Genomic DNA, 18,349 nt, shown 5'->3' on the forward strand with positions numbered 1-18,349 from the left:
CCGCAAGCGACCGGGGGCTTTCTCAGTTCAACTCAGCTGTCGTACGACGTGAAGTCGAAGTCGTCGATCTGCACCGAGGTGCTCTCGACGCCACCGAAGCCATAGTCGTAGTCGCCGTAGCCGGTGACGGCATAGGCGGCCTGACGGGCCTCTTCGGTCGGCTCGACCCGGATGTTGCGGTAACGGTCGAGACCGGTACCCGCCGGGATGAGCTTGCCGATGATGATGTTCTCCTTCAGACCGCGCAGCGAGTCCGACTTGCCGTGGATGGCTGCGTCGGTCAGGACGCGGGTCGTCTCCTGGAAGGAGGCGGCCGACAGCCACGACTCGACGGCCAGCGAGGCCTTCGTGATACCCATCAGCACCGGACGGCCGGAGGCGGGCGTGCCACCCTCGGCCACGACGCGACGGTTCTCCTCTTCGAAGATCGCACGGTCGACCAGGTCACCGGGGATCAGCTGGGCATCGCCCTGCTCGATGACCGTGACCCGGCGCAACATCTGTCGCACGATGATCTCGATGTGCTTGTCGTGGATGGCCACACCCTGCGAGCGGTAGACCTCCTGGACCTGGTCCACGAGGTGTTCCTGCGCACGACGGACACCGAGGATACGCAGAACTTCCTGCGGATCGGGCGTACCGTGCGTCAGCATCTGACCGACCTCGACGTGATCGCCGTCGGAGATCAGCAGGCGCGCGCGCTTGGTGACGGGGTACTCCAGCGGCTCGGAACCGTCATCGGGAGTCACGACGAGCTTGCGGGTCTTGTCCGAGTCGTCGATGACGACGCGGCCGGCCGATTCGGTGATCGGCGCCTTGCCCTTGGGCTGACGTGCTTCGAAAAGCTCCACGACGCGCGGCAGGCCGTGCGTGATGTCGTCACCGGCCACACCACCGGTGTGGAAGGTACGCATCGTGAGCTGCGTTCCGGGCTCACCGATCGACTGGGCCGCGATGGTACCGACGGCCTCACCGATGTCGACGAGCTTGCCGGTGGCCAGCGAACGTCCGTAGCAACGGGCGCACGTACCGGCCTTGGCCTCACAGGTCAAGACGGTGCGGACCTTGATCTCCTCGACGCCTTCTTCGATGAGGTTGGCGATCTCGACGTCGCCGAGTTCACCACCCGCAGCGATCAGGATCTCACCCTTGTCGTTGACGACATCGGTGGCCGCGGTGCGCGAGTAAGCAGCTGTCTCCACGTTCTCAGCGGCGACCAGACGGCCGTCGTCGAGCTTGGTGGCGATGACCTGCTTGAGACCACGCTCAGTACCGCAGTCCTCTTCACGGATGATGACGTCCTGGCTGACGTCGACGAGTCGACGAGTCAGGTAGCCGGAGTCAGCCGTACGAAGAGCCGTGTCGGCCAGACCCTTACGAGCGCCGTGCGTCGCGATGAAGTACTCGACGACCGACAGGCCCTCGCGGAAGTTGGCCTTGATGGGGCGAGGAATGATCTCGCCCTTCGGGTTGGCCACGAGTCCACGCATACCGGCGATCTGACGGACCTGCATCATGTTGCCTCGAGCACCCGAGTCGACCATCATCCAGATCGGGTTGTCCTCGGTGAAGCCCTTGAGCATCTCCTCGGTGACCTCGGCAGTTGCCTGGGTCCAGATCTCGATGAGTTCCTGACGACGCTCGTCCTCGGTGATCAGACCGCGGTCGAACTGCGTCTGGACCTTGGCGGCCTGCGTCTCGTAACCACCCAGGATCTCCTGCTTGCGCGGCGGCGTGACGACATCCTCGATCGACACGGTCACACCGGAGCGGGTGCCCCAGTGGAAGCCGGTGTCCTTGAGGTTGTCGAGCGCGTTGGCGACGTCGACCTTGGAGTAACGCTCGGCGAGATCGTTGACGATGACGCCCAGCTGGTTCTTGCCGACCTGATGGTTGACGAACGGGTAGTCGTCCGGCAGCGCCTCATTGAAGATCGCGCGACCGAGGGTGGTTTCCAGGGTCTTGCCACCGATGCGGATCTTGACGTGGCTCTGCAGCGAGATCGACTTCTGCTCGAAGGCCATCATCGCCTCGGAGACCGAGCTGAAGGCCTTGCCCTCGCCCACATGTCCGGAACGCTCAAGGGTCAGGAAGTACAGACCGATGATCATGTCCTGTGTCGGCATGGTCACGGGGCGACCATCGGACGGCTTCAAGATGTTGTTCGTCGACAGCATCAGGACGCGGGCCTCAGCCTGCGCCTCCGCGCTCAGCGGCAGGTGCACGGCCATCTGGTCACCGTCGAAGTCGGCGTTGAACGCCGAGCAGACGAGCGGGTGAATCTGGATGGCCTTGCCCTCGATGAGCTGCGGTTCGAATGCCTGGATGCCCAGGCGGTGCAGCGTTGGTGCGCGGTTGAGCAGCACGGGGTGCTCGGTGATGACCTCTTCGAGGACGTCCCACACGACCGGACGAGCACGCTCGACCATGCGCTTGGCGCTCTTGATGTTCTGCGCGTGGTTGAGATCGACCAGACGCTTCATGACGAACGGCTTGAACAGCTCGAGTGCCATCTGCTTGGGCAGGCCACACTGGTGCAGCTTGAGCTGCGGGCCGACGACGATGACCGAACGGCCCGAGTAGTCGACGCGCTTACCGAGCAGGTTCTGACGGAAGCGACCCTGCTTGCCCTTGAGCATGTCGGAGATCGACTTCAGCGGACGGTTGCCCGGTCCGGTGACCGGACGTCCACGACGGCCGTTGTCGAACAGCGAGTCAACGGCCTCCTGAAGCATGCGCTTCTCGTTGTTGACGATGATCTCCGGCGCGCCGAGATCAAGCAGACGCTTGAGGCGGTTGTTGCGGTTGATCACACGTCGGTACAGATCGTTGAGATCCGACGTCGCGAAGCGTCCACCGTCGAGCTGGACCATGGGACGCAGTTCCGGCGGGATCACCGGAACAGCGTCGAGGACCATGCCGGCCGGGTGGTTGCTGCTGCCACGGAATGCCTCGACGACCTTGAGGCGCTTGAGCGCCCGGGTCTTCTTCTGGCCCTTGCCGGTAGCGATGATCTCCTTGAGGAGCTCCTGCTCGGCGTCGAGATCGAAGTCCTGGAGACGCTTCTGGATCGCCATGGCGCCCATGTAGCCCTCGAAGTACTTACCGAAGCGGTAGGTCATCTCGCGGTAGAGCAGCTCGTCGCCTTCGAGGTCCTGGACCTTGAGGTTCTTGAACCGGCTCCACACCTCGTCGAGACGATCGATCTCGCGCTGGGCGCGGTCACGACGCTGCTTGGCCTCACGCTCGGCCGAATCCTTGACCTTGCGCTTGGCGTCGGCCTTGGCACCTTCGGCCTCGAGGGCCGCGAGGTCCTCTTCGAGCTTCTGCATGCGCTCGTTGACCTCGTTGTCACGACGGTTCTCGAGCTGCTCGCGCTCCATCTGAATCTTGGCTTCGAGGCTCGACAGATCCTGGTGGCGAGCATCCTCGTCAACCTTGGTGATCATGTAGGCCGCGAAGTAGATGACCTTCTCGAGGTCCTTCGGGGCCAGATCGAGCAGGTAGCCCAAGCGCGAGGGGACGCCCTTGAAGTACCAGATGTGGGTGACCGGAGCAGCGAGCTCGATGTGGCCCATACGCTCACGGCGCACCTTGGAGCGGGTGACTTCAACGCCACAACGCTCGCAGATGATGCCCTTGAAGCGCACGCGCTTGTACTTGCCGCAATAGCATTCCCAGTCCCGGGTGGGACCGAAAATCTTCTCGCAGAAGAGTCCGTCACGCTCGGGCTTGAGCGTGCGGTAGTTGATCGTCTCGGGCTTCTTGACCTCGCCGAACGACCATCCGCGGATGTCGTCGGCGGTCGCGAGACCGATCCGGATTTGATCGAAGAAGTTCACGTCAAGCACGTTTGTCTTCTTTCCCTTTCGAAAGTTCTTGCGGGCGGAGAGAGGGTCTGAGCGCTAGCGCTCAGACCTCCTCCACGCTGGAGGGCTCGCGCCTGGACAGATCGATGCCGAGTTCTTCGGCGGCACGGAAGAGATCCTCTTCCGCATCGCGCATCTCGACAGCGGTTCCGTCGCTCGAGAGCACCTCGACGTTGAGACACAGGGACTGCATCTCCTTGACGAGAACCTTGAACGACTCGGGGATACCGGGTTCGGGCACGTTCTCGCCCTTGACGATGGCTTCGTAGACCTTGACGCGGCCGAGGATGTCATCGGACTTGATGGTCAGGAGTTCCTGCAGCGCGTACGCCGCTCCGTAGGCCTCAAGTGCCCAGACCTCCATCTCACCGAATCGCTGTCCACCGAACTGCGCCTTACCGCCCAGCGGCTGCTGCGTGATCATCGAGTACGGACCCGTGGAACGTGCGTGGATCTTGTCGTCGACCAAGTGGTGCAGCTTCAGCAGGTACATGTAGCCGACCGAGACCGGATCGGGGAACTGCTCGCCGGTACGACCGTCGAACAGCATCGCCTTACCGTCACGCTTGACCATGCGCTGACCGTCGCGGTTGGGCAGGGTCGAGGCCAGGAGTCCCTGGATCTCGTCCTCGCGGGCACCGTCGAAGACCGGCGTCGCGACATTGCTGTCGGCAGGCGCGCGATCCGCACCGATACCGCGCAGGCGCTCGGCCCATTCGTCCTTGAGGTCCGCAATGTCCCAGCCAGTCTTGGCGACCCAACCGAGGTGCGTCTCCAGGACCTGACCGACGTTCATTCGACCGGGGATACCGAGCGGGTTGAGCACGATGTCGACCGGAGTGCCGTCTTCGAGGAACGGCATGTCCTCGACGGGCAGGATCTTGGAGATGACGCCCTTGTTGCCGTGACGGCCGGCAAGTTTGTCACCGTTGGAGATCTTGCGCTTCTGGGCCACGTAGACGCGAACCAGCTGGTTGACGCCCGGGGAGAGTTCATCGCCTTCGGCCGAGTCGAAGACCCGGACGCCGATGACGGTGCCGCTCTCGCCGTGCGGAACCTTCAGCGAGGTGTCGCGCACTTCGCGCGCCTTCTCACCGAAGATCGCCCGGAGCAGACGCTCTTCGGGAGTCAGTTCGGTCTCGCCCTTCGGCGTGACCTTTCCGACCAGGACGTCACCGTTGGAGACCTCGGCGCCGATGCGGATGATTCCGCGCTCGTCGAGGTCGGCCAGCATCTCCTCGGAGACGTTGGGGATGTCCCGCGTGATCTCCTCGGGGCCGAGCTTGGTGTCGCGAGCGTCGACCTCGTGCTCCTCGATGTGGATCGAGGTCAGCACATCGTCTTGGACGACGCGCTGGGACAGGATGATCGCGTCCTCGTAGTTGTGACCCTGCCAGGGCATGAAGGCGACGAGCAGGTTGGTGCCCAGCGCCATCTCACCCTCGTCGGTGCACGGACCATCAGCCAGCGGAGTGCCGACCTCGACTCGCTGTCCCTGCGTCACGAGCGGACGCTGGTTGGTGCAAGTGCCCTGGTTGGAGCGCTTGAACTTGGCGAGGCGGTACGTGAAGTACGAGCCGTCGTCCTGCATGATCTCGACTGCGTCGGCCGACACCTCGTTGACCACACCGGCGACCTTGGCAACTGTGACGTCACCGGCGTCGACGGCGGCACGGAACTCCATGCCGGTGCCGACGAGCGGGGCGTCGTTGCGGATCAACGGAACGGCCTGACGCTGCATGTTCGAGCCCATGAGGGCGCGGTTGGCATCGTCGTGCTCGAGGAACGGGATCAGGGCCGTGGCCACCGACACCATCTGGCGCGGCGAAACGTCCATGTAGTCGACATCGGCGGCGGGACGAAGCTCGGCCTCGCCTCCACGCTGACGCACCAGAACCATGTCTTCAGAGAACGAGCCATCTTCGTTCAGGCCGGAGTTGGCCTGCGCAACGATGTAACGGTCTTCATCGGTTGCCGTCAGGTAATCGATCTGCTCGCTGACCTTGTTGTCGATGACCTTGCGGTAAGGCGTCTCGACGAAACCGAACGAGTTGATCCGACCATAGGACGCGAGCGAACCGATCAGGCCGATGTTCGGGCCTTCGGGGGTCTCGATCGGGCACATACGGCCGTAGTGCGACGGGTGGACGTCACGGACCTCGTAGCCGGCGCGCTCACGGGACAGACCGCCCGGTCCGAGGGCCGACAGACGACGCTTGTGCGTCAGGCCCGCGAGCGGGTTGTTCTGATCCATGAACTGCGACAGCTGGGATGTTCCGAAGAACTCCTTCAGCGCCGCGACGACCGGGCGGATGTTGATCAGGGTCTGCGGCGTGATGGCCTCGACGTCCTGAGTTGTCATCCGCTCACGAACCACGCGCTCCATGCGGGCCAGGCCCGTGCGGAGCTGGTTCTGGATGAGCTCGCCGACCGAACGCATACGGCGGTTGCCGAAGTGATCGATGTCGTCGGCTTCGACGATCGTCTGACCAGCAGCGGTCGTCAGTTCGGTCTCGCCGGCATGCAGAGCCACGATGTACTTGATCGTCGAGACGATGTCGTCAATCGTGAGGGTCTGCTGATCGAACGCCTCGTCGACGCCGAGCTTCTTGTTGATCTTGTAGCGACCGACCTTGGCCGTGTCGTAGCGCTTGGCGTTGAAGTAGTAGTTGTCCAACAGCGTCTGCGCGGCTTCGCGGCTCGGCGGTTCGCCGGGACGCAGCTTGCGGTAGATGTCGAGGAGCGCCTCGTCCTGACCCGTGGTGTTGTCCTTCTCCAGCGTCAGGCGGATCGACTCGTACTGGCCGAACTCTTCGAGGATCTGCGCCTCGGTCCAGCCGAGCGCCTTGAGCAGAACCGTGACGCTCTGCTTGCGCTTGCGATCGAGGCGGACGCCGACCATGTCGCGCTTGTCGATCTCGAACTCGAGCCACGCGCCGCGCGAAGGGATGACCTTGGCGGTGTAGATGTCCTTGTCGGACGTCTTGTCGGCGGTGCGCTCGAAGTAGACGCCCGGCGAACGGACGAGCTGCGAGACGACGACACGCTCGGTGCCGTTGATGATGAACGTGCCCTTGTCGGTCATCAGCGGGAAGTCGCCCATGAAGACGGTCTGGCTCTTGATCTCGCCAGTCTCGTTGTTCATGAACTCAGCTGTGACGAACAACGGCGCGGCGTACGTGACGTCGCGGTCCTTGCAGTCGTCGACGGAGTACTTCGCCGGCTCGAACCGGTGATCGCGGAACGACAGGCTCATCGTCTCGGAGAAGTCCTCGATCGGGGAGATCTCTTCGAAGATCTCTTCGAGTCCGGACTTGGTCGAGACGTCGGTCCGACCGGAGGCCAGTGCAGTATTGACTGACTCCTGCCATTTCTCGTCTCCGATCAGCCAAGCAAAGCTGTCGGTCTGCAGAGCGAGAAGCTCCGGGACCTCGAGTGGTTCTGCAATTTTGGCGAAGGAGACGCGGCGGGGCTGAACAGTTGCGGAGGTGCGCGAGGCGGCCAAGAGGGGTCCTTCCAAGGGCTCGCTGGCGGTTGCATTGGGTTCGTGCTGCGCGCACGCCAAACGACCCCGGTCAAGGGGCACCCTGTAGCCCGAGAAGGGAGTGAGGGCAGGTCAGAACGAGCGCGAAAGTTTAGTGTAACCCGCGGGCCACGCCGAAGCAAGGGCGGGTCTTGACATTCTGCTCCCGGTCAGGGATTCTAGATGGCTTTCTCGACCCCCGACCTCCACCTGGGCCGGTGCGTTGGCGTCCAGCTTGACGCTCGAAGTGGACGCCAGCGCACCGCCCATGAGGGGCGGGGACGGGGGTTGGGGACGGGTTCAGAGGGCGCGGATGTCGGCGACGAGCCAGTCGTCCCCGCTGCGGACCATCGAGACCTTGACCCGGTTGGCGAACACCGTGGGCGTCTTGGATTCGCCGACGAGCCGACCCTGATCGAGGAACACCAAGACGTCGGCTTTGTCGGCAGAACAGCCGCTGCCGCAGGGCAGAGCCGCAGCCTCACGGGCGACTGCCTCCACGACGATCTTGCGTTGTGGAGCCAGTTCGGTCAGTGCGGGCGCGATCTTGTCGAAGTCCTTCGCGAACTTCGGTGTCATGAGCGCTTTCGACGTGGTCAGGTGATCGTCGAGCTTGTCGTATCGAAAGGAGAAGATCGTCTCGGCTGCCGATCCGGCGGCCGATGCCGCGCGGGTGTGCGCCGTCTCGACGTCACCCTTGCCGCCCGATTCCTTCAGCCCGTCGATCAACAGGAAGGCTCCCACCGCGATCGACGCCGCGGCGAACAGGGCGAGCACCACGACCGGCAACAGGTCTCGCCTGCTGCGGCGCGGAGTGGGCTGACTCGGCACGGGAGTCTCGACGGTGACGGGCGTCGGCCGGACCGCCGTGCTGACCTTGGGAGTCGCCGGTGTGGGGGTCGCGGCCGGCGCCTTGGGGGTGCCGCGCTTGATCGGGGTCTTGCGCACGACCGGCTTCGGCACGGGTGCAGCCACGGGCTTCTCCCCCGCGATACGTCGGCGCCTCACGGGCTTGTTGTCATCGCTCATTTGTCGCCACCTTCCTGCGTGCCGGGCGACGGTGTCGGAGTGCCGACGCTCGCCTCGACGGACGCGACGCTCTCGAAGTCGGACACCAGCCATTCACCCTTGGACTTGGTGAACGAGACCTTCCAACGGAAGTGCCGTGGCACAGCAGCAGTGTTGTCGGTGTTGCTGATCGCCGCGTCCACGGCCACGATCGCCACCGCCGAGTCATCGTCGATGCTCTCGACCGCGGCACCGAGGACCTTCGCTTCGCCGCTGATCTGCTTCTTGTCCTTGAGCGCACCGAAGATCGCGTCGGTCACTTCGACGAACTGGGCATCGTATTTGGGCGTGAGGAGACCCTTCAGCCTTTTCTGGTAATCGGCGAGGTCCGCGACATCGTAGGTGTTGTAGGCAATTGCGAAGTCGTTGGCCCGGGCGATGACCTGATTACGGTCAGCGGTGTTGCCGTCACCGTCGGCGGACGCCTTGACGAACAACCCCGTCGCACCCAGCACCACACCAAGCACGATGAGGCCGGCGAGGACGAGGACGAGGGGGCGAGCGGACCGGGTGGTCACTGATTCACTGGGTCGCTCAACAGCCACTTCCAGGAGTCCTTTCCAGTTGCCGTCGGACCGTCGTGCGTGACGGTTCCGGCAGCAGATCGCTTGAGCACCGTCTTGGATGCCTGCCGTGAGATGTGGTTGTCCTTGACCTTACAGTCGACATTCGTATCGAAGGCCAGGTCGTCGCCGATGGAACCCTCGGGCCGCCGCTCACGGTAGCCGGAGCCGGATCCGCCGTTTTGAGCATACGAGCAGGTCGGGGTCAGATCAGTCAGAACGAGACCGAATGTGGCGTTGTACTCGCCGGTCTCCTTGCCGTTGATGACCTCGGGGTCCGTGACCGAGAACGAGCCCTGCAACAGGTACGGGTACAAAATGAATATCGCCTGCAGGCCCAGCACATTCTCCGACAACGGCTTGTTGGCCGTCACGAGATCGCGGATCGCGCTGCTGAGATCGGTCGCATTCTCATCGACAACCTTGCGCACCGTGCGGGCGCTGTCGCTGCCCTTGTCGATCAGACGGCGCAGATCGGGGTCCGCATCCACGAGGGTGTCCGAGAGGAGCGCCAGGTTCTTCGAGAAAGTCCCGAGTTCGCCTTGTTTGTCGATCTGAGTCTGCAGGACTGAATCGGAATTGCGGATCAGCGCACGCGTGACGTCGATATTGTCGTCGGCGGTCCTGATGAACTCCGACGAAGTGTCGAGGATCGTCGACAGATCTTCGCCGGTGCCTTCGAAGGCTTGACCCAGTTCGCTGACGACGGTACGCAGGCTGTCGGTGTTGACCGATGTGACCAGGTCGTTGACATCGACCAGCAGCGTCGTGGTGTCGATCGGGATCTTGGTGTCACGCAGGGAGATCTTGGCACCCTTGGTGAGGTAGGGACCCGTGTTGGTCCGCGGCTGCAGGTCGACGTACTGCTCTCCGATCGCCGACTTGTTGGCCACGACGGCCAAGGTGTCAGCCGGGATGTTCGGCGCACTGTTCTCGATGTCGAGGGTCGCCAACACTCCGGCGTCCTTGAACGTCAACTTGCCGACTTTGCCGACTGGGATACCCCGATAGGTCACCTGTGCCCCGGCGAAAATACCTCCGGAGTCGGCGAACTGCGCTGTGACGGGGAAACTGCGATCGACAACCAGGCGGTCGATCTGCGCGTAGCGGCCCCCGACGAACGCTCCGCCCAACAACGTGACGATCGCGAAGATGACGAGTTGGATCTTGGTCAGTCTGGTGATCACGGAGCCACCGCCGGTTCGAGAAGGATCATGCCGGCGTCAGCCGCCGGCGAATTGGCCACTGCTGTTCGGCACGTACCGAACAGGCCGCAGAGCAGGCCGCCAGACGGTGGTTTGGGTGAGGGTGTCGCAGCACCGGGGGTGGCGCCGCTGCCTCCGCCGGAGGCCGGTGGCGCGGTCGTCGCGGCCGGGTCAGGCGAACTCTTCTTACCGCCGGGGAGAAGTCCCGCGATCAGGTCGGCGAGGTCGCCGCCCGACAGCGCCGGGTCGGTCGCCTGACCCGCTCCACCGGCCGGTGCCGCCGGTGCTTTGGGGGTGCCTGCGGGGTCGCCCGACAACCCCTTGGTCAGGTCGAATCCACCGAGCAGATTGGTCAACTGGGTCGCGCTGATGTCGAGACGCAATGACAAGTTGGCGAAGTCACCGAAGCACGCGCCTTCCTTGATCTCGGGCGCGTCCTGGCAACGGGCCGTCGCTGCGGCGACCGAACCGCCGACGAATCCGTCCGTGAACGGGTACGTCAACAGTCCTTGGGTCGCAGTGGCCAGATCGTCCCCGGCCGCGGCAAGATTCTTCAACGTCGGTGCGAGTGCCTTGAGATCGGCGATCGTGTCGTCCTTCGACTTCCTGATCACTCCGGTCGCGACATCACTGAGCCGGTCGAGCGACTGCAGGAGACCAACCAGATCATCGCGCTGCTGATTGACGACCTTGAGAGCCGCCGGCAGATCGTCGAGCGCTCCGGTGATGGCGTCCTCCTGATCGTTGGTCGCCACCGCGAGGCGGTTGACCTTCTCCAACGAGGTCAGGAGGGCTTCCTTGTTCTGGTCGAGCTGAGAGATGAACGTCGAGGTCGACTGGATGAGCTCGCGCACCTCGGGCTCATTGCCGCCCAGAGCGTTGTTGAGCTCCTTGACGATCGTGTTGGTCTTCTCCAGACCGCCACCGTTGAACAGCAACGACGCCGCGCCGAGAACCTCTTCGATCTCGGGGTTTCGACCGGCTCGCTCGATCGGGATCGTGTCGCCATTGCCCAACTGTCCGTCCGCTCCGTTCGCCGGCGGCGCCAGCGACACGAACTTCTCGCCGAGCAGACTGGTCTGGCGGATCGTGGCCACAGCGTTGTCCGGGAGCTTGACGTCATTGTTGACCTTGACGGTCACTTGCGCCGTCCAGCCCCGCAGCTCGATATCGGTGACCTTGCCGACCGCGATGTCGTTGACCCTGACGGCGCTTTGCGGCACCAGGTCGAGGACGTCACGGAACTGGATCTTGACCGAATACGGCTCACTGCCGAGATCGGCGCCGCCAGGCAATGGCAGGTCATAGGGCGAGAAGCCGCACCCGCCCAACATCGCGAGGCTCGCCGCACCGGCAACCCACTTCATGTTCTTGGCTCTCATCAGTTCACCGCCAACATCTCTGCGAGCGTGCGATTGGACGGTGCGGGTTCGGCGACTCCTTGTGATGCGACCGATGCCCGCGGCAGCAAGGAAGGCAGCAGACCCGAAAGTGTCGAACACAGGCCGTCGTCGTTGAGCGTCTCCCCCAAGAGATTGCACACGAGCGAGGCCGGATTGTCGAGCACGCCGAACACCAACTCGGGAATGTCGGCACGAGTATCGAGCGTGCCAGAGCGGCTGTTGTAGGCCAATGAGATATTGGTCAGCGCCGTCGGAGCGTTGGTCGTGATGTCGGCCAGATCATCCTTGTGCTTGGCCAGGACCTTGGCCAAAGAGGCGATGTTGTCGACGTTTCCGCGCAGCGCGCCACGATTCTCCTTGACGAGCGTATTGACGTCGACCAAGGCGACGCTGAGCGCCTCGAGCGTCGCTTTGAGGTCATCGCGTTCACCTTCGAGCACTGTCGAGACCTTGGCCGTACTGTCGTTGAACGACCGGACAGCCGAGTCGTTGGTCTTCAGCAGCGACACGAACTGTTCGACCTCGCGGAGCCCGCCGAACAGTTCCTCTTTGTTGTTCGACAATGTCGTACTGAGCTTTCCGAAGTTCTTGATCGTCTCATTGAGCTGGGCACCTTGGCCGTCGAGCTGTTTGGCCGTGCCGTCGAGGAGTTCGCTCAGCGAGCCTTCCTTGTTGGCACCCTTGGGACCGAGCGCGACCGACAGATCGTCGAGCGACTGATACACCGCGTCGAGCTCGATCGGAACCGCCGTGCGTTCGACCGAGAGCACGGCGTTGTCCGCCAGCGTCGGTCCGCCGTTGTAGGCAGGACTCAACTGGACGAAGCGATCGCCGACGATCGACGGCGAGACCACGACAGCCTTGACGTCTGCGGGCAGTTTCTGCTTGCCGTCATACGCGATCTTGACCCGCACGACATTCCCGCGCGGACGCAGGCTCTCGACCGTGCCGACCGGAACCCCGAGGATCTTGACGTCGGACCCCTTGTAGACCGAATTGGTCTGCTCGAAGTCGACGGTCAGATACCTCTTGTCGTCACCGTTGTTGAGGAACAGCAACGCCGCGGCCACGAGAAGCAGAACGACGACGGCCACCAGCACCTTGGAGAATCCTGCGAACCGCTGGGCAATCCCGGTCATGGTGCCACCTCCGTGGGAAAGGCACAGTACGGAGGCAGCACAATGACTGCCACATCGTTCCCTCGCTGGCGCTCGGTCATGGTGCCACCTCCGTGGGAAAGGCACAGTACGGAGGCAGCACAATGACTGCCACATCGTTCCCTCGCTGGCGCTCGGTCATGGTGCCACCTCCTTCTTGGGGGTGAGCCCCTTCAAGACGTCGGAGAGCTGCTCGCCGAGTCCGGCTGCCGAGGTCAGGCCGCCCAAGTAGGTGTCGAACCACGGGCCGGTTCCCAGCGCATTGGAGAAGACCCGCGTGAACGCCGGGTAGACCCGCAATGCCTCATCGAGGCTCGCCTCGTTCTTGCGCAGCATCGTCGTGACGACGTCGAGCTGATCCAGGGCAGGTTTCAGATCTGCACGGGTGTCCTTGACGAGGCCGCGCAGCTCGCCTGAGATCGTCTGGGTCGACACGAGCAGGCGGTGGATCGACTCCCGGCGCGCGCTGATCGCCGAGAACAAGGTGTCGGAGTCCTTGAACAAGGTCACGAGTTCGTCATTGCGCGAGTTGAGCACACCCGAAACCCGCTTGAGATTGATCAGGAGCGTGTTGATCTCGTTGTCGCGGGCGGCCAGATTGCGTGACAGGTCTGAGACGCCGCGGATCGCTCCGCGGAACTCCTCGGGCGTCTGGTTCGAGATCTCCGACAAGGTGTCAAGCGCCTCGGCAAGTTCGGGGATCTTGATCTGGTCGGTGGTGCGGCTGAGGTCGGAGAACGCCTGGACGACGTCGTACGGAGCGACGGTCCGCTCCAACGGAATCGTGCCGCCCTTCTCCAATTGGCCGGGACCGTCGGGCGTCAACGCCAAGAACTCCGCACCGAGCAGGGTACGAAGACGGATGTCAGCGCCCGTCTTGGTGCCGAACTTGGTGCCTTTGTCGATCTTGAACGTCACTTTGACCTTGTTACCGGCCAGCTCGATACCCCTGACCTTGCCCACCGAGACACCCGCGATGCGGACCTCGTTACCGGCCTTCAGCGCGCCGATCTCGGCGAACTCTGCGTGATATGTGTCGCCGCCACCGATGATCGGAAGACGATCGGCACGGAAGGCCCCCACCATCATCAACGCGATGAGGGCGATACCGATGAGCCCGATGATGACGGGATTACGCTCGCGGAACGGCTTCATTTCTCATACCCCGGCTGCTCGCATCGTTGGCCGCCGACCTTGAGTCCCTGGTCACCGGTCAGGTCGAGCGTCGTCTCAGGCACCAGAACGACGTTGCCCACCTTGATCTCCGGAATCGTGATGGCTCCCTTGACCTGGCACAGGTAGAAGTTGAACTCGCTGCCCGAAGAGGCCACATTGCCCAGCTTGGTCAACTTGATCGGCAGGATCTGCAAGGCGTCCGAAACGGTCTTCAGATTGCGCTTCGACGACAGATTCTTGGTCAAAGCACGCAACTGGCTGATGTCCTCGGTCAGCGCCGGACGTCCCTGGACCAGGAGGTCCGAGGTCTCGTCAGTCAGATCGGAGATCGAATCGACCGAGTCCAAAATCGCATTGCGGTCGTCCTTGAGCCCCGTGACGAACTGCTGGAGCGTGTCGATCGTGTCGGTCAGCTCCTTGTCGCGGTCACCGACCATATCGAGCACATCGCTGAGGTTCGTGATGACATCACCGATCAGCTGATCGCGACCGGCAAGGGTGTTGGTCAGCGAGGAGGTTCGCGCCAGGAGGTTCTCGACATTGCCGCTCTCCCCCTGCAGCGTCTGCACGATCTCGTAGGCGAACTTATTGGTGTCCGCCGGCGACAGCGCCTGGAACACCGGCTTGAAACCATTGAGCAGGACGTTGAGGTCCAGTGCCTCCTTGGTCCTGTCCTCCGGGATCGTGCTGCCGGGCTTGAGCGCAGTCTTGGCGCCGTCCGCCCCCTGGGTCAAGGCGATGTAACGCTGCCCGACGAGATTGCGGAACTTGATCGTCGCATTCGTGTTGGCCGTCAGCGGGACGTCCGAGTCGACGCCGAAGGTGACAAGTGCCTTGTCGCGGTCGATGATCTCGACTTTGCTGACCGAGCCGACCGCGACGCCGGCGATCCGGATGTCATCTCCCTTGGCCATCCCCGTGACGTCGGTGAAGACCGCCTTGTACTGATCACGGTCACCGAATGATCCATTGCTCAAGGTGATCGCCAGGATCAGCGTGGAGATGCCCGTGAAGGCGAAGAAGAAGCCGAGCTTGATGGCAGCGGAGATGGACTCCGAGTCGATCTGCTTCATCGTGGGCTCACCGCCGTTCCGCGCAGCAGGGGGCTGACCAGCAGCGATCCGATGTCGGGAACCTCTGTTGCCTTGGTACCGAGCATCGCCCCGAGGAAGACGTTGAGTTCTCCTCGTTCACGTGCCGTGTCGGCGCCGTTAATGCTGGGCTGCACGAGTCCTTCCAGGTCGGAGTTTGCCGCGGCGGTACGGTTCTGGGCGAAATCACCATCAGGTCCGACGGTTCCGAACTTGCTGTGTGCGCGCTTGACGCCGACGAGCTTGTAGACCTCGGCCGGAACTGTGAACGGATTGTCCTGCGAGGAGATCGCCTCCTGCTGGGCCCGGCCCTTGTTGATCTCATTGAGGTCGATACACGACGGCGAAGCCGCATTGCGGGCAGTGATCGATTTACCGTTCTTGGCCCCGGGGTCACGTGAGGCGGCATCGAACTTGTCTTTGGACGCTTCGACGTTCTCGTTGGCGCTGTAGGCGTTGGTCTGCTCGATCAGCTCGACGTTGATGTGCAGCATGCCATCGCGGAACGCGCTGTCGAGTCGCGGGATGATGCCCGCCATCGACTTGAGGAAGCACGGGAATGTCACCGAATAGTCGTCGACCATCTCCAGGATCGGGCGACTGTCCTTGGCGAGCTGCACGATGTCCTCACCGCTCTCGGTGACGAATGCGTTGAGGGTGTCGGCCAGTTGGGTTCCCTCGTCGAAGAATGCGGCGAGCTGCGCCTTCTTGGCCACGACGGTGTTGCCGGTCACCACGGCATTGCGAAGCAGGCGGCCGAGATCGGGCATGGCTTCGGAATAGCCGTCAGCGACGGTTCCTAGCTTCGTCAGGTCGGTGACGAGCTGCGGGACGTCGGGATTGGTCTTGACCAGATACTCATTCAGCGTCACCAGGGTCTCGCCCAGCTGGGTTCCGCGACCTTCCAGGGCCGTGGACACCGCGCTCAGAGTGTAGGAGAGATTGGCCGGGTCGACCGCATCGAGCAAGGGATACAGATCGTTGAGCAGCGTCTCGACCTCGATCGGCACATCGGCCTTGGTGATCGTGTCACCGGCCTGCAGCGACGGCCCCCCGGCGACCGCATCGGCCGGCGGGATCAGGGCGACGTACTTCTCGCCGAACAGTGTCTTGGGTATGAGTTGAGCCGTGACGCCCTTGGGGACGTCCTTGATGAGCTTGGGGTTCATGCCCAGTTCCAGCTTGACGCCGTCTCCGTCAGGTTCGACCTTGCGCACCTCGCCGACGATCATGCCGCGCAGCTTGATGTCGGCATTCTGCGGGAGGTTGACGCCGGTCGTGGTCGTCTTGAGCGTCACGGTGTCGTAGTCGACGAATGCCTTGGTGAAGAAGGCATAGGTGATCCACAGGAAGAACAGGAGCAGGGCAAGAAAGGCGGTGCCCAACAGCTTGAGCGATGCGGGACGTTCGAGAACAGGTATACGAGCCATGGGGTCAACCCGCCAATCTGACGGTCACGTTGGTGCCCCAGATCGCCATGGAGGCGAGTAGGTCGACAACGTTGATGGCCACGATCGAGGTACGGACGGCCAGTCCCACCGCGACGCCCACACCTGCCGGACCACCGCTGGCGTAGTAGCCGTAGTAGCAGTGGATCAAAATCACCACGACGGCGAAGATCAGCACTTTGGCGAAGGACCACAGCACGTCTTGCGGTGGTAAGAACGTCGTGAAGTAGTGATCGTACGTACCCGCACTCTGCCCGTTGATCTTGGTGATGGTTAATCGGGTCGCGAAGTACGACGACAGCAGACCCACGATGTAGAGCGGGACCACGGCAATCAGGCCGGCGATGACGCGGGTCGTGACGAGGAACGGCAGTGACGGGATCGCCATGGTCTCCAGCGCGTCGACCTCTTCGCTGATACGCATCGCACCGAGCTGGGCGGTGAATCCGCAACCCACGGTCGCGGCCAGTGCGATGCCGGCGACGATAGGGGCGATCTCACGGGTGTTGAAGTAGGCCGAGACGAAGCCGGTCAGTGCTGCGGTGCCGAGCTGGTCGAGGGCCGCATAGCCCTGGATGCCGACTTCGGTGCCGGTGAAGAAGCACATCGCGGTGATGACACCGACCGTCCCGCCGATGACCGCGAGCGAGCCCGAGCCGAGTGTCACCTCGGCGAGTAGCCGCACGATCTCTTTGCCGTAATTGGCAATCGTGCGCGGGATCGACCGGATGACCCGGAAGTAGAACAACATCTGGTGGCCGAGGCCATCGAGGAAGGCCCCGATCTTGCCGGGGAATCGGGTGATCGCGGACAGAGCTCTTGTGTCTGACATCGTCACATCCCCTTGGGCGGAACAAGTTGGATGTAGATCGCCGAGATGAAGAAGTTGACGATGAACAGCAGCGTGAAGGTGATCACGACGGCTTCATTGACCGCATCGCCGACGCCCTTGGGTCCACCTTTGGCGTTCATACCCTTGTAGGAGGCGACGATCGCGGCGAGGAAGCCGAAGATCAGCGCCTTGACCATGCCTTGATACATGTCTGGTAGTTGCGCCAGCGCCGTGAACGAGGCCAGGTAGGCACCTGGCGTGCCGTCTTGCAACACGACATTGAACACGTAGCCACCGGCGACACCGACGACGGTGACCATGCCGTTGAGGAACACCGCGACCAGCATGCAGGCCAGCACCCTGGGCACCACGAGTCGCTGGATCGGATCGATGCCCAGCACCATCATGGCGTCGAGCTCCTCACGGATCCGCCGGGCGCCGAAGTCGGCGGCGATGGCCGATCCGGCCGCTCCGGCGATCAGCAGCGCGCACGCGATCGGGCCCGCCTCACGGACCACCGCGAGCACTGCGGCCGAGCCCGTGAACGACTGGGCACCGAACTGTTTGATCAGCCCGCCGACCTGGAGCGCGATGACGGCACCGAACGGGATCGCGACGAACGCCGTCGGGATGATCGTGACCTTGACGATGAACCACGACTGGAGCAAGAACTCCTTGAGCTGGAACGGACGACGGAACAGCGCGACGACGACGTCGAGCATGAACGCGAACAGCCCGCCGGCAACCCTCGCGGGGCCGGTGATGACGCTTGCACTCACGCCGCTACCTCGGTTCCTTGACGCTCGATCACGCCGTCACACCAGCTGCGGCGAGCGCCACGTCAGTCGGCGCGAAGGATCCTGGTGGTGGGGTGACGCCGTTCTCGCGGCACCACGCGCCCGGCGCCCGCTGACCACGACGTTCACGACCATCAGAGGTCTCCAACTGCAACGGCACCGGCGGCAGAGCCGGCATCGCGATACCGGCCTCGGACGCCAACTCATCGGCATCCTT

Annotated in this window: 12 protein-coding genes and 1 pseudogene; all 13 read right to left on the minus strand. The window is 63.2% G+C overall.

Annotated elements, in window-relative coordinates; genetic code table 11:
- Positions 1 to 32 precede the first annotated feature (32 nt).
- A complete protein-coding gene (locus tag ACXJKC_RS17550) occupies positions 33 to 3,851 on the minus strand; it encodes a DNA-directed RNA polymerase subunit beta' (protein WP_456698030.1) in 3,819 nt (1,272 codons plus the stop codon).
- A gap of 61 nt (positions 3,852 to 3,912) precedes the next feature.
- Positions 3,913 to 7,374, minus strand: a complete 3,462-nt coding sequence (gene rpoB, locus ACXJKC_RS17555) for a DNA-directed RNA polymerase subunit beta (RefSeq protein WP_456698031.1) — start codon at positions 7,372 to 7,374, stop codon at positions 3,913 to 3,915.
- A 318-nt stretch (positions 7,375 to 7,692) separates the two neighbouring features.
- Positions 7,693 to 8,421 carry a hypothetical protein gene (locus ACXJKC_RS17560; RefSeq protein WP_456698032.1) on the minus strand — a complete coding sequence of 243 codons (729 nt, stop codon included), beginning with the start codon at positions 8,419 to 8,421 and terminating at the stop codon, positions 7,693 to 7,695.
- Positions 8,418 to 8,978, minus strand: coding sequence for a hypothetical protein (locus ACXJKC_RS17565; protein WP_456698033.1), 561 nt, complete (start codon positions 8,976 to 8,978; stop codon positions 8,418 to 8,420). The genes ACXJKC_RS17560 and ACXJKC_RS17565 overlap by 4 nt, the downstream gene beginning before the upstream one ends.
- A complete protein-coding gene (locus tag ACXJKC_RS17570; RefSeq protein WP_456698034.1) occupies positions 8,975 to 10,210 on the minus strand; it encodes an MCE family protein in 1,236 nt (411 codons plus the stop codon). The genes ACXJKC_RS17565 and ACXJKC_RS17570 overlap by 4 nt, the downstream gene beginning before the upstream one ends.
- Entirely contained in the window at positions 10,207 to 11,610 is a 1,404-nt protein-coding gene (locus ACXJKC_RS17575) for an MCE family protein (RefSeq protein ID WP_456698035.1), read from the minus strand. The genes ACXJKC_RS17570 and ACXJKC_RS17575 overlap by 4 nt, the downstream gene beginning before the upstream one ends.
- Positions 11,610 to 12,770, minus strand: a complete 1,161-nt coding sequence (locus tag ACXJKC_RS17580) for an MCE family protein (protein WP_456698036.1) — start codon at positions 12,768 to 12,770, stop codon at positions 11,610 to 11,612. The genes ACXJKC_RS17575 and ACXJKC_RS17580 overlap by 1 nt, the downstream gene beginning before the upstream one ends.
- Positions 12,771 to 12,926: 156 nt before the next feature.
- Complete coding sequence (locus ACXJKC_RS17585; protein ID WP_456698037.1) at positions 12,927 to 13,943, minus strand: MCE family protein; 1,017 nt, start codon at positions 13,941 to 13,943, stop codon at positions 12,927 to 12,929.
- A complete protein-coding gene (locus ACXJKC_RS17590) occupies positions 13,940 to 15,037 on the minus strand; it encodes an MCE family protein (RefSeq protein ID WP_456698038.1) in 1,098 nt (365 codons plus the stop codon). Before ACXJKC_RS17590 ends, ACXJKC_RS17585 begins: the two co-directional genes overlap by 4 nt.
- Positions 15,034 to 16,485, minus strand: a complete 1,452-nt coding sequence (locus ACXJKC_RS17595) for an MCE family protein (protein WP_456698039.1) — start codon at positions 16,483 to 16,485, stop codon at positions 15,034 to 15,036. The genes ACXJKC_RS17590 and ACXJKC_RS17595 overlap by 4 nt, the downstream gene beginning before the upstream one ends.
- A gap of 4 nt (positions 16,486 to 16,489) precedes the next feature.
- The gene (locus ACXJKC_RS17600; protein WP_456698040.1) at positions 16,490 to 17,335 is read right to left on the minus strand and encodes an MlaE family ABC transporter permease; all 846 of its coding nucleotides are present in this window, start codon (positions 17,333 to 17,335) and stop codon (positions 16,490 to 16,492) included.
- Between the two features lie 2 nt (positions 17,336 to 17,337).
- Positions 17,338 to 18,057, minus strand: coding sequence for an MlaE family ABC transporter permease (locus tag ACXJKC_RS17605; RefSeq protein WP_456698042.1), 720 nt, complete (start codon positions 18,055 to 18,057; stop codon positions 17,338 to 17,340).
- Between the two features lie 85 nt (positions 18,058 to 18,142).
- Positions 18,143 to 18,349 (minus strand): annotated as a pseudogene (locus ACXJKC_RS17610) (ABC transporter ATP-binding protein); the annotation flags it as partial.

The organism is Aeromicrobium sp. P5_D10, assembly GCF_054049535.1.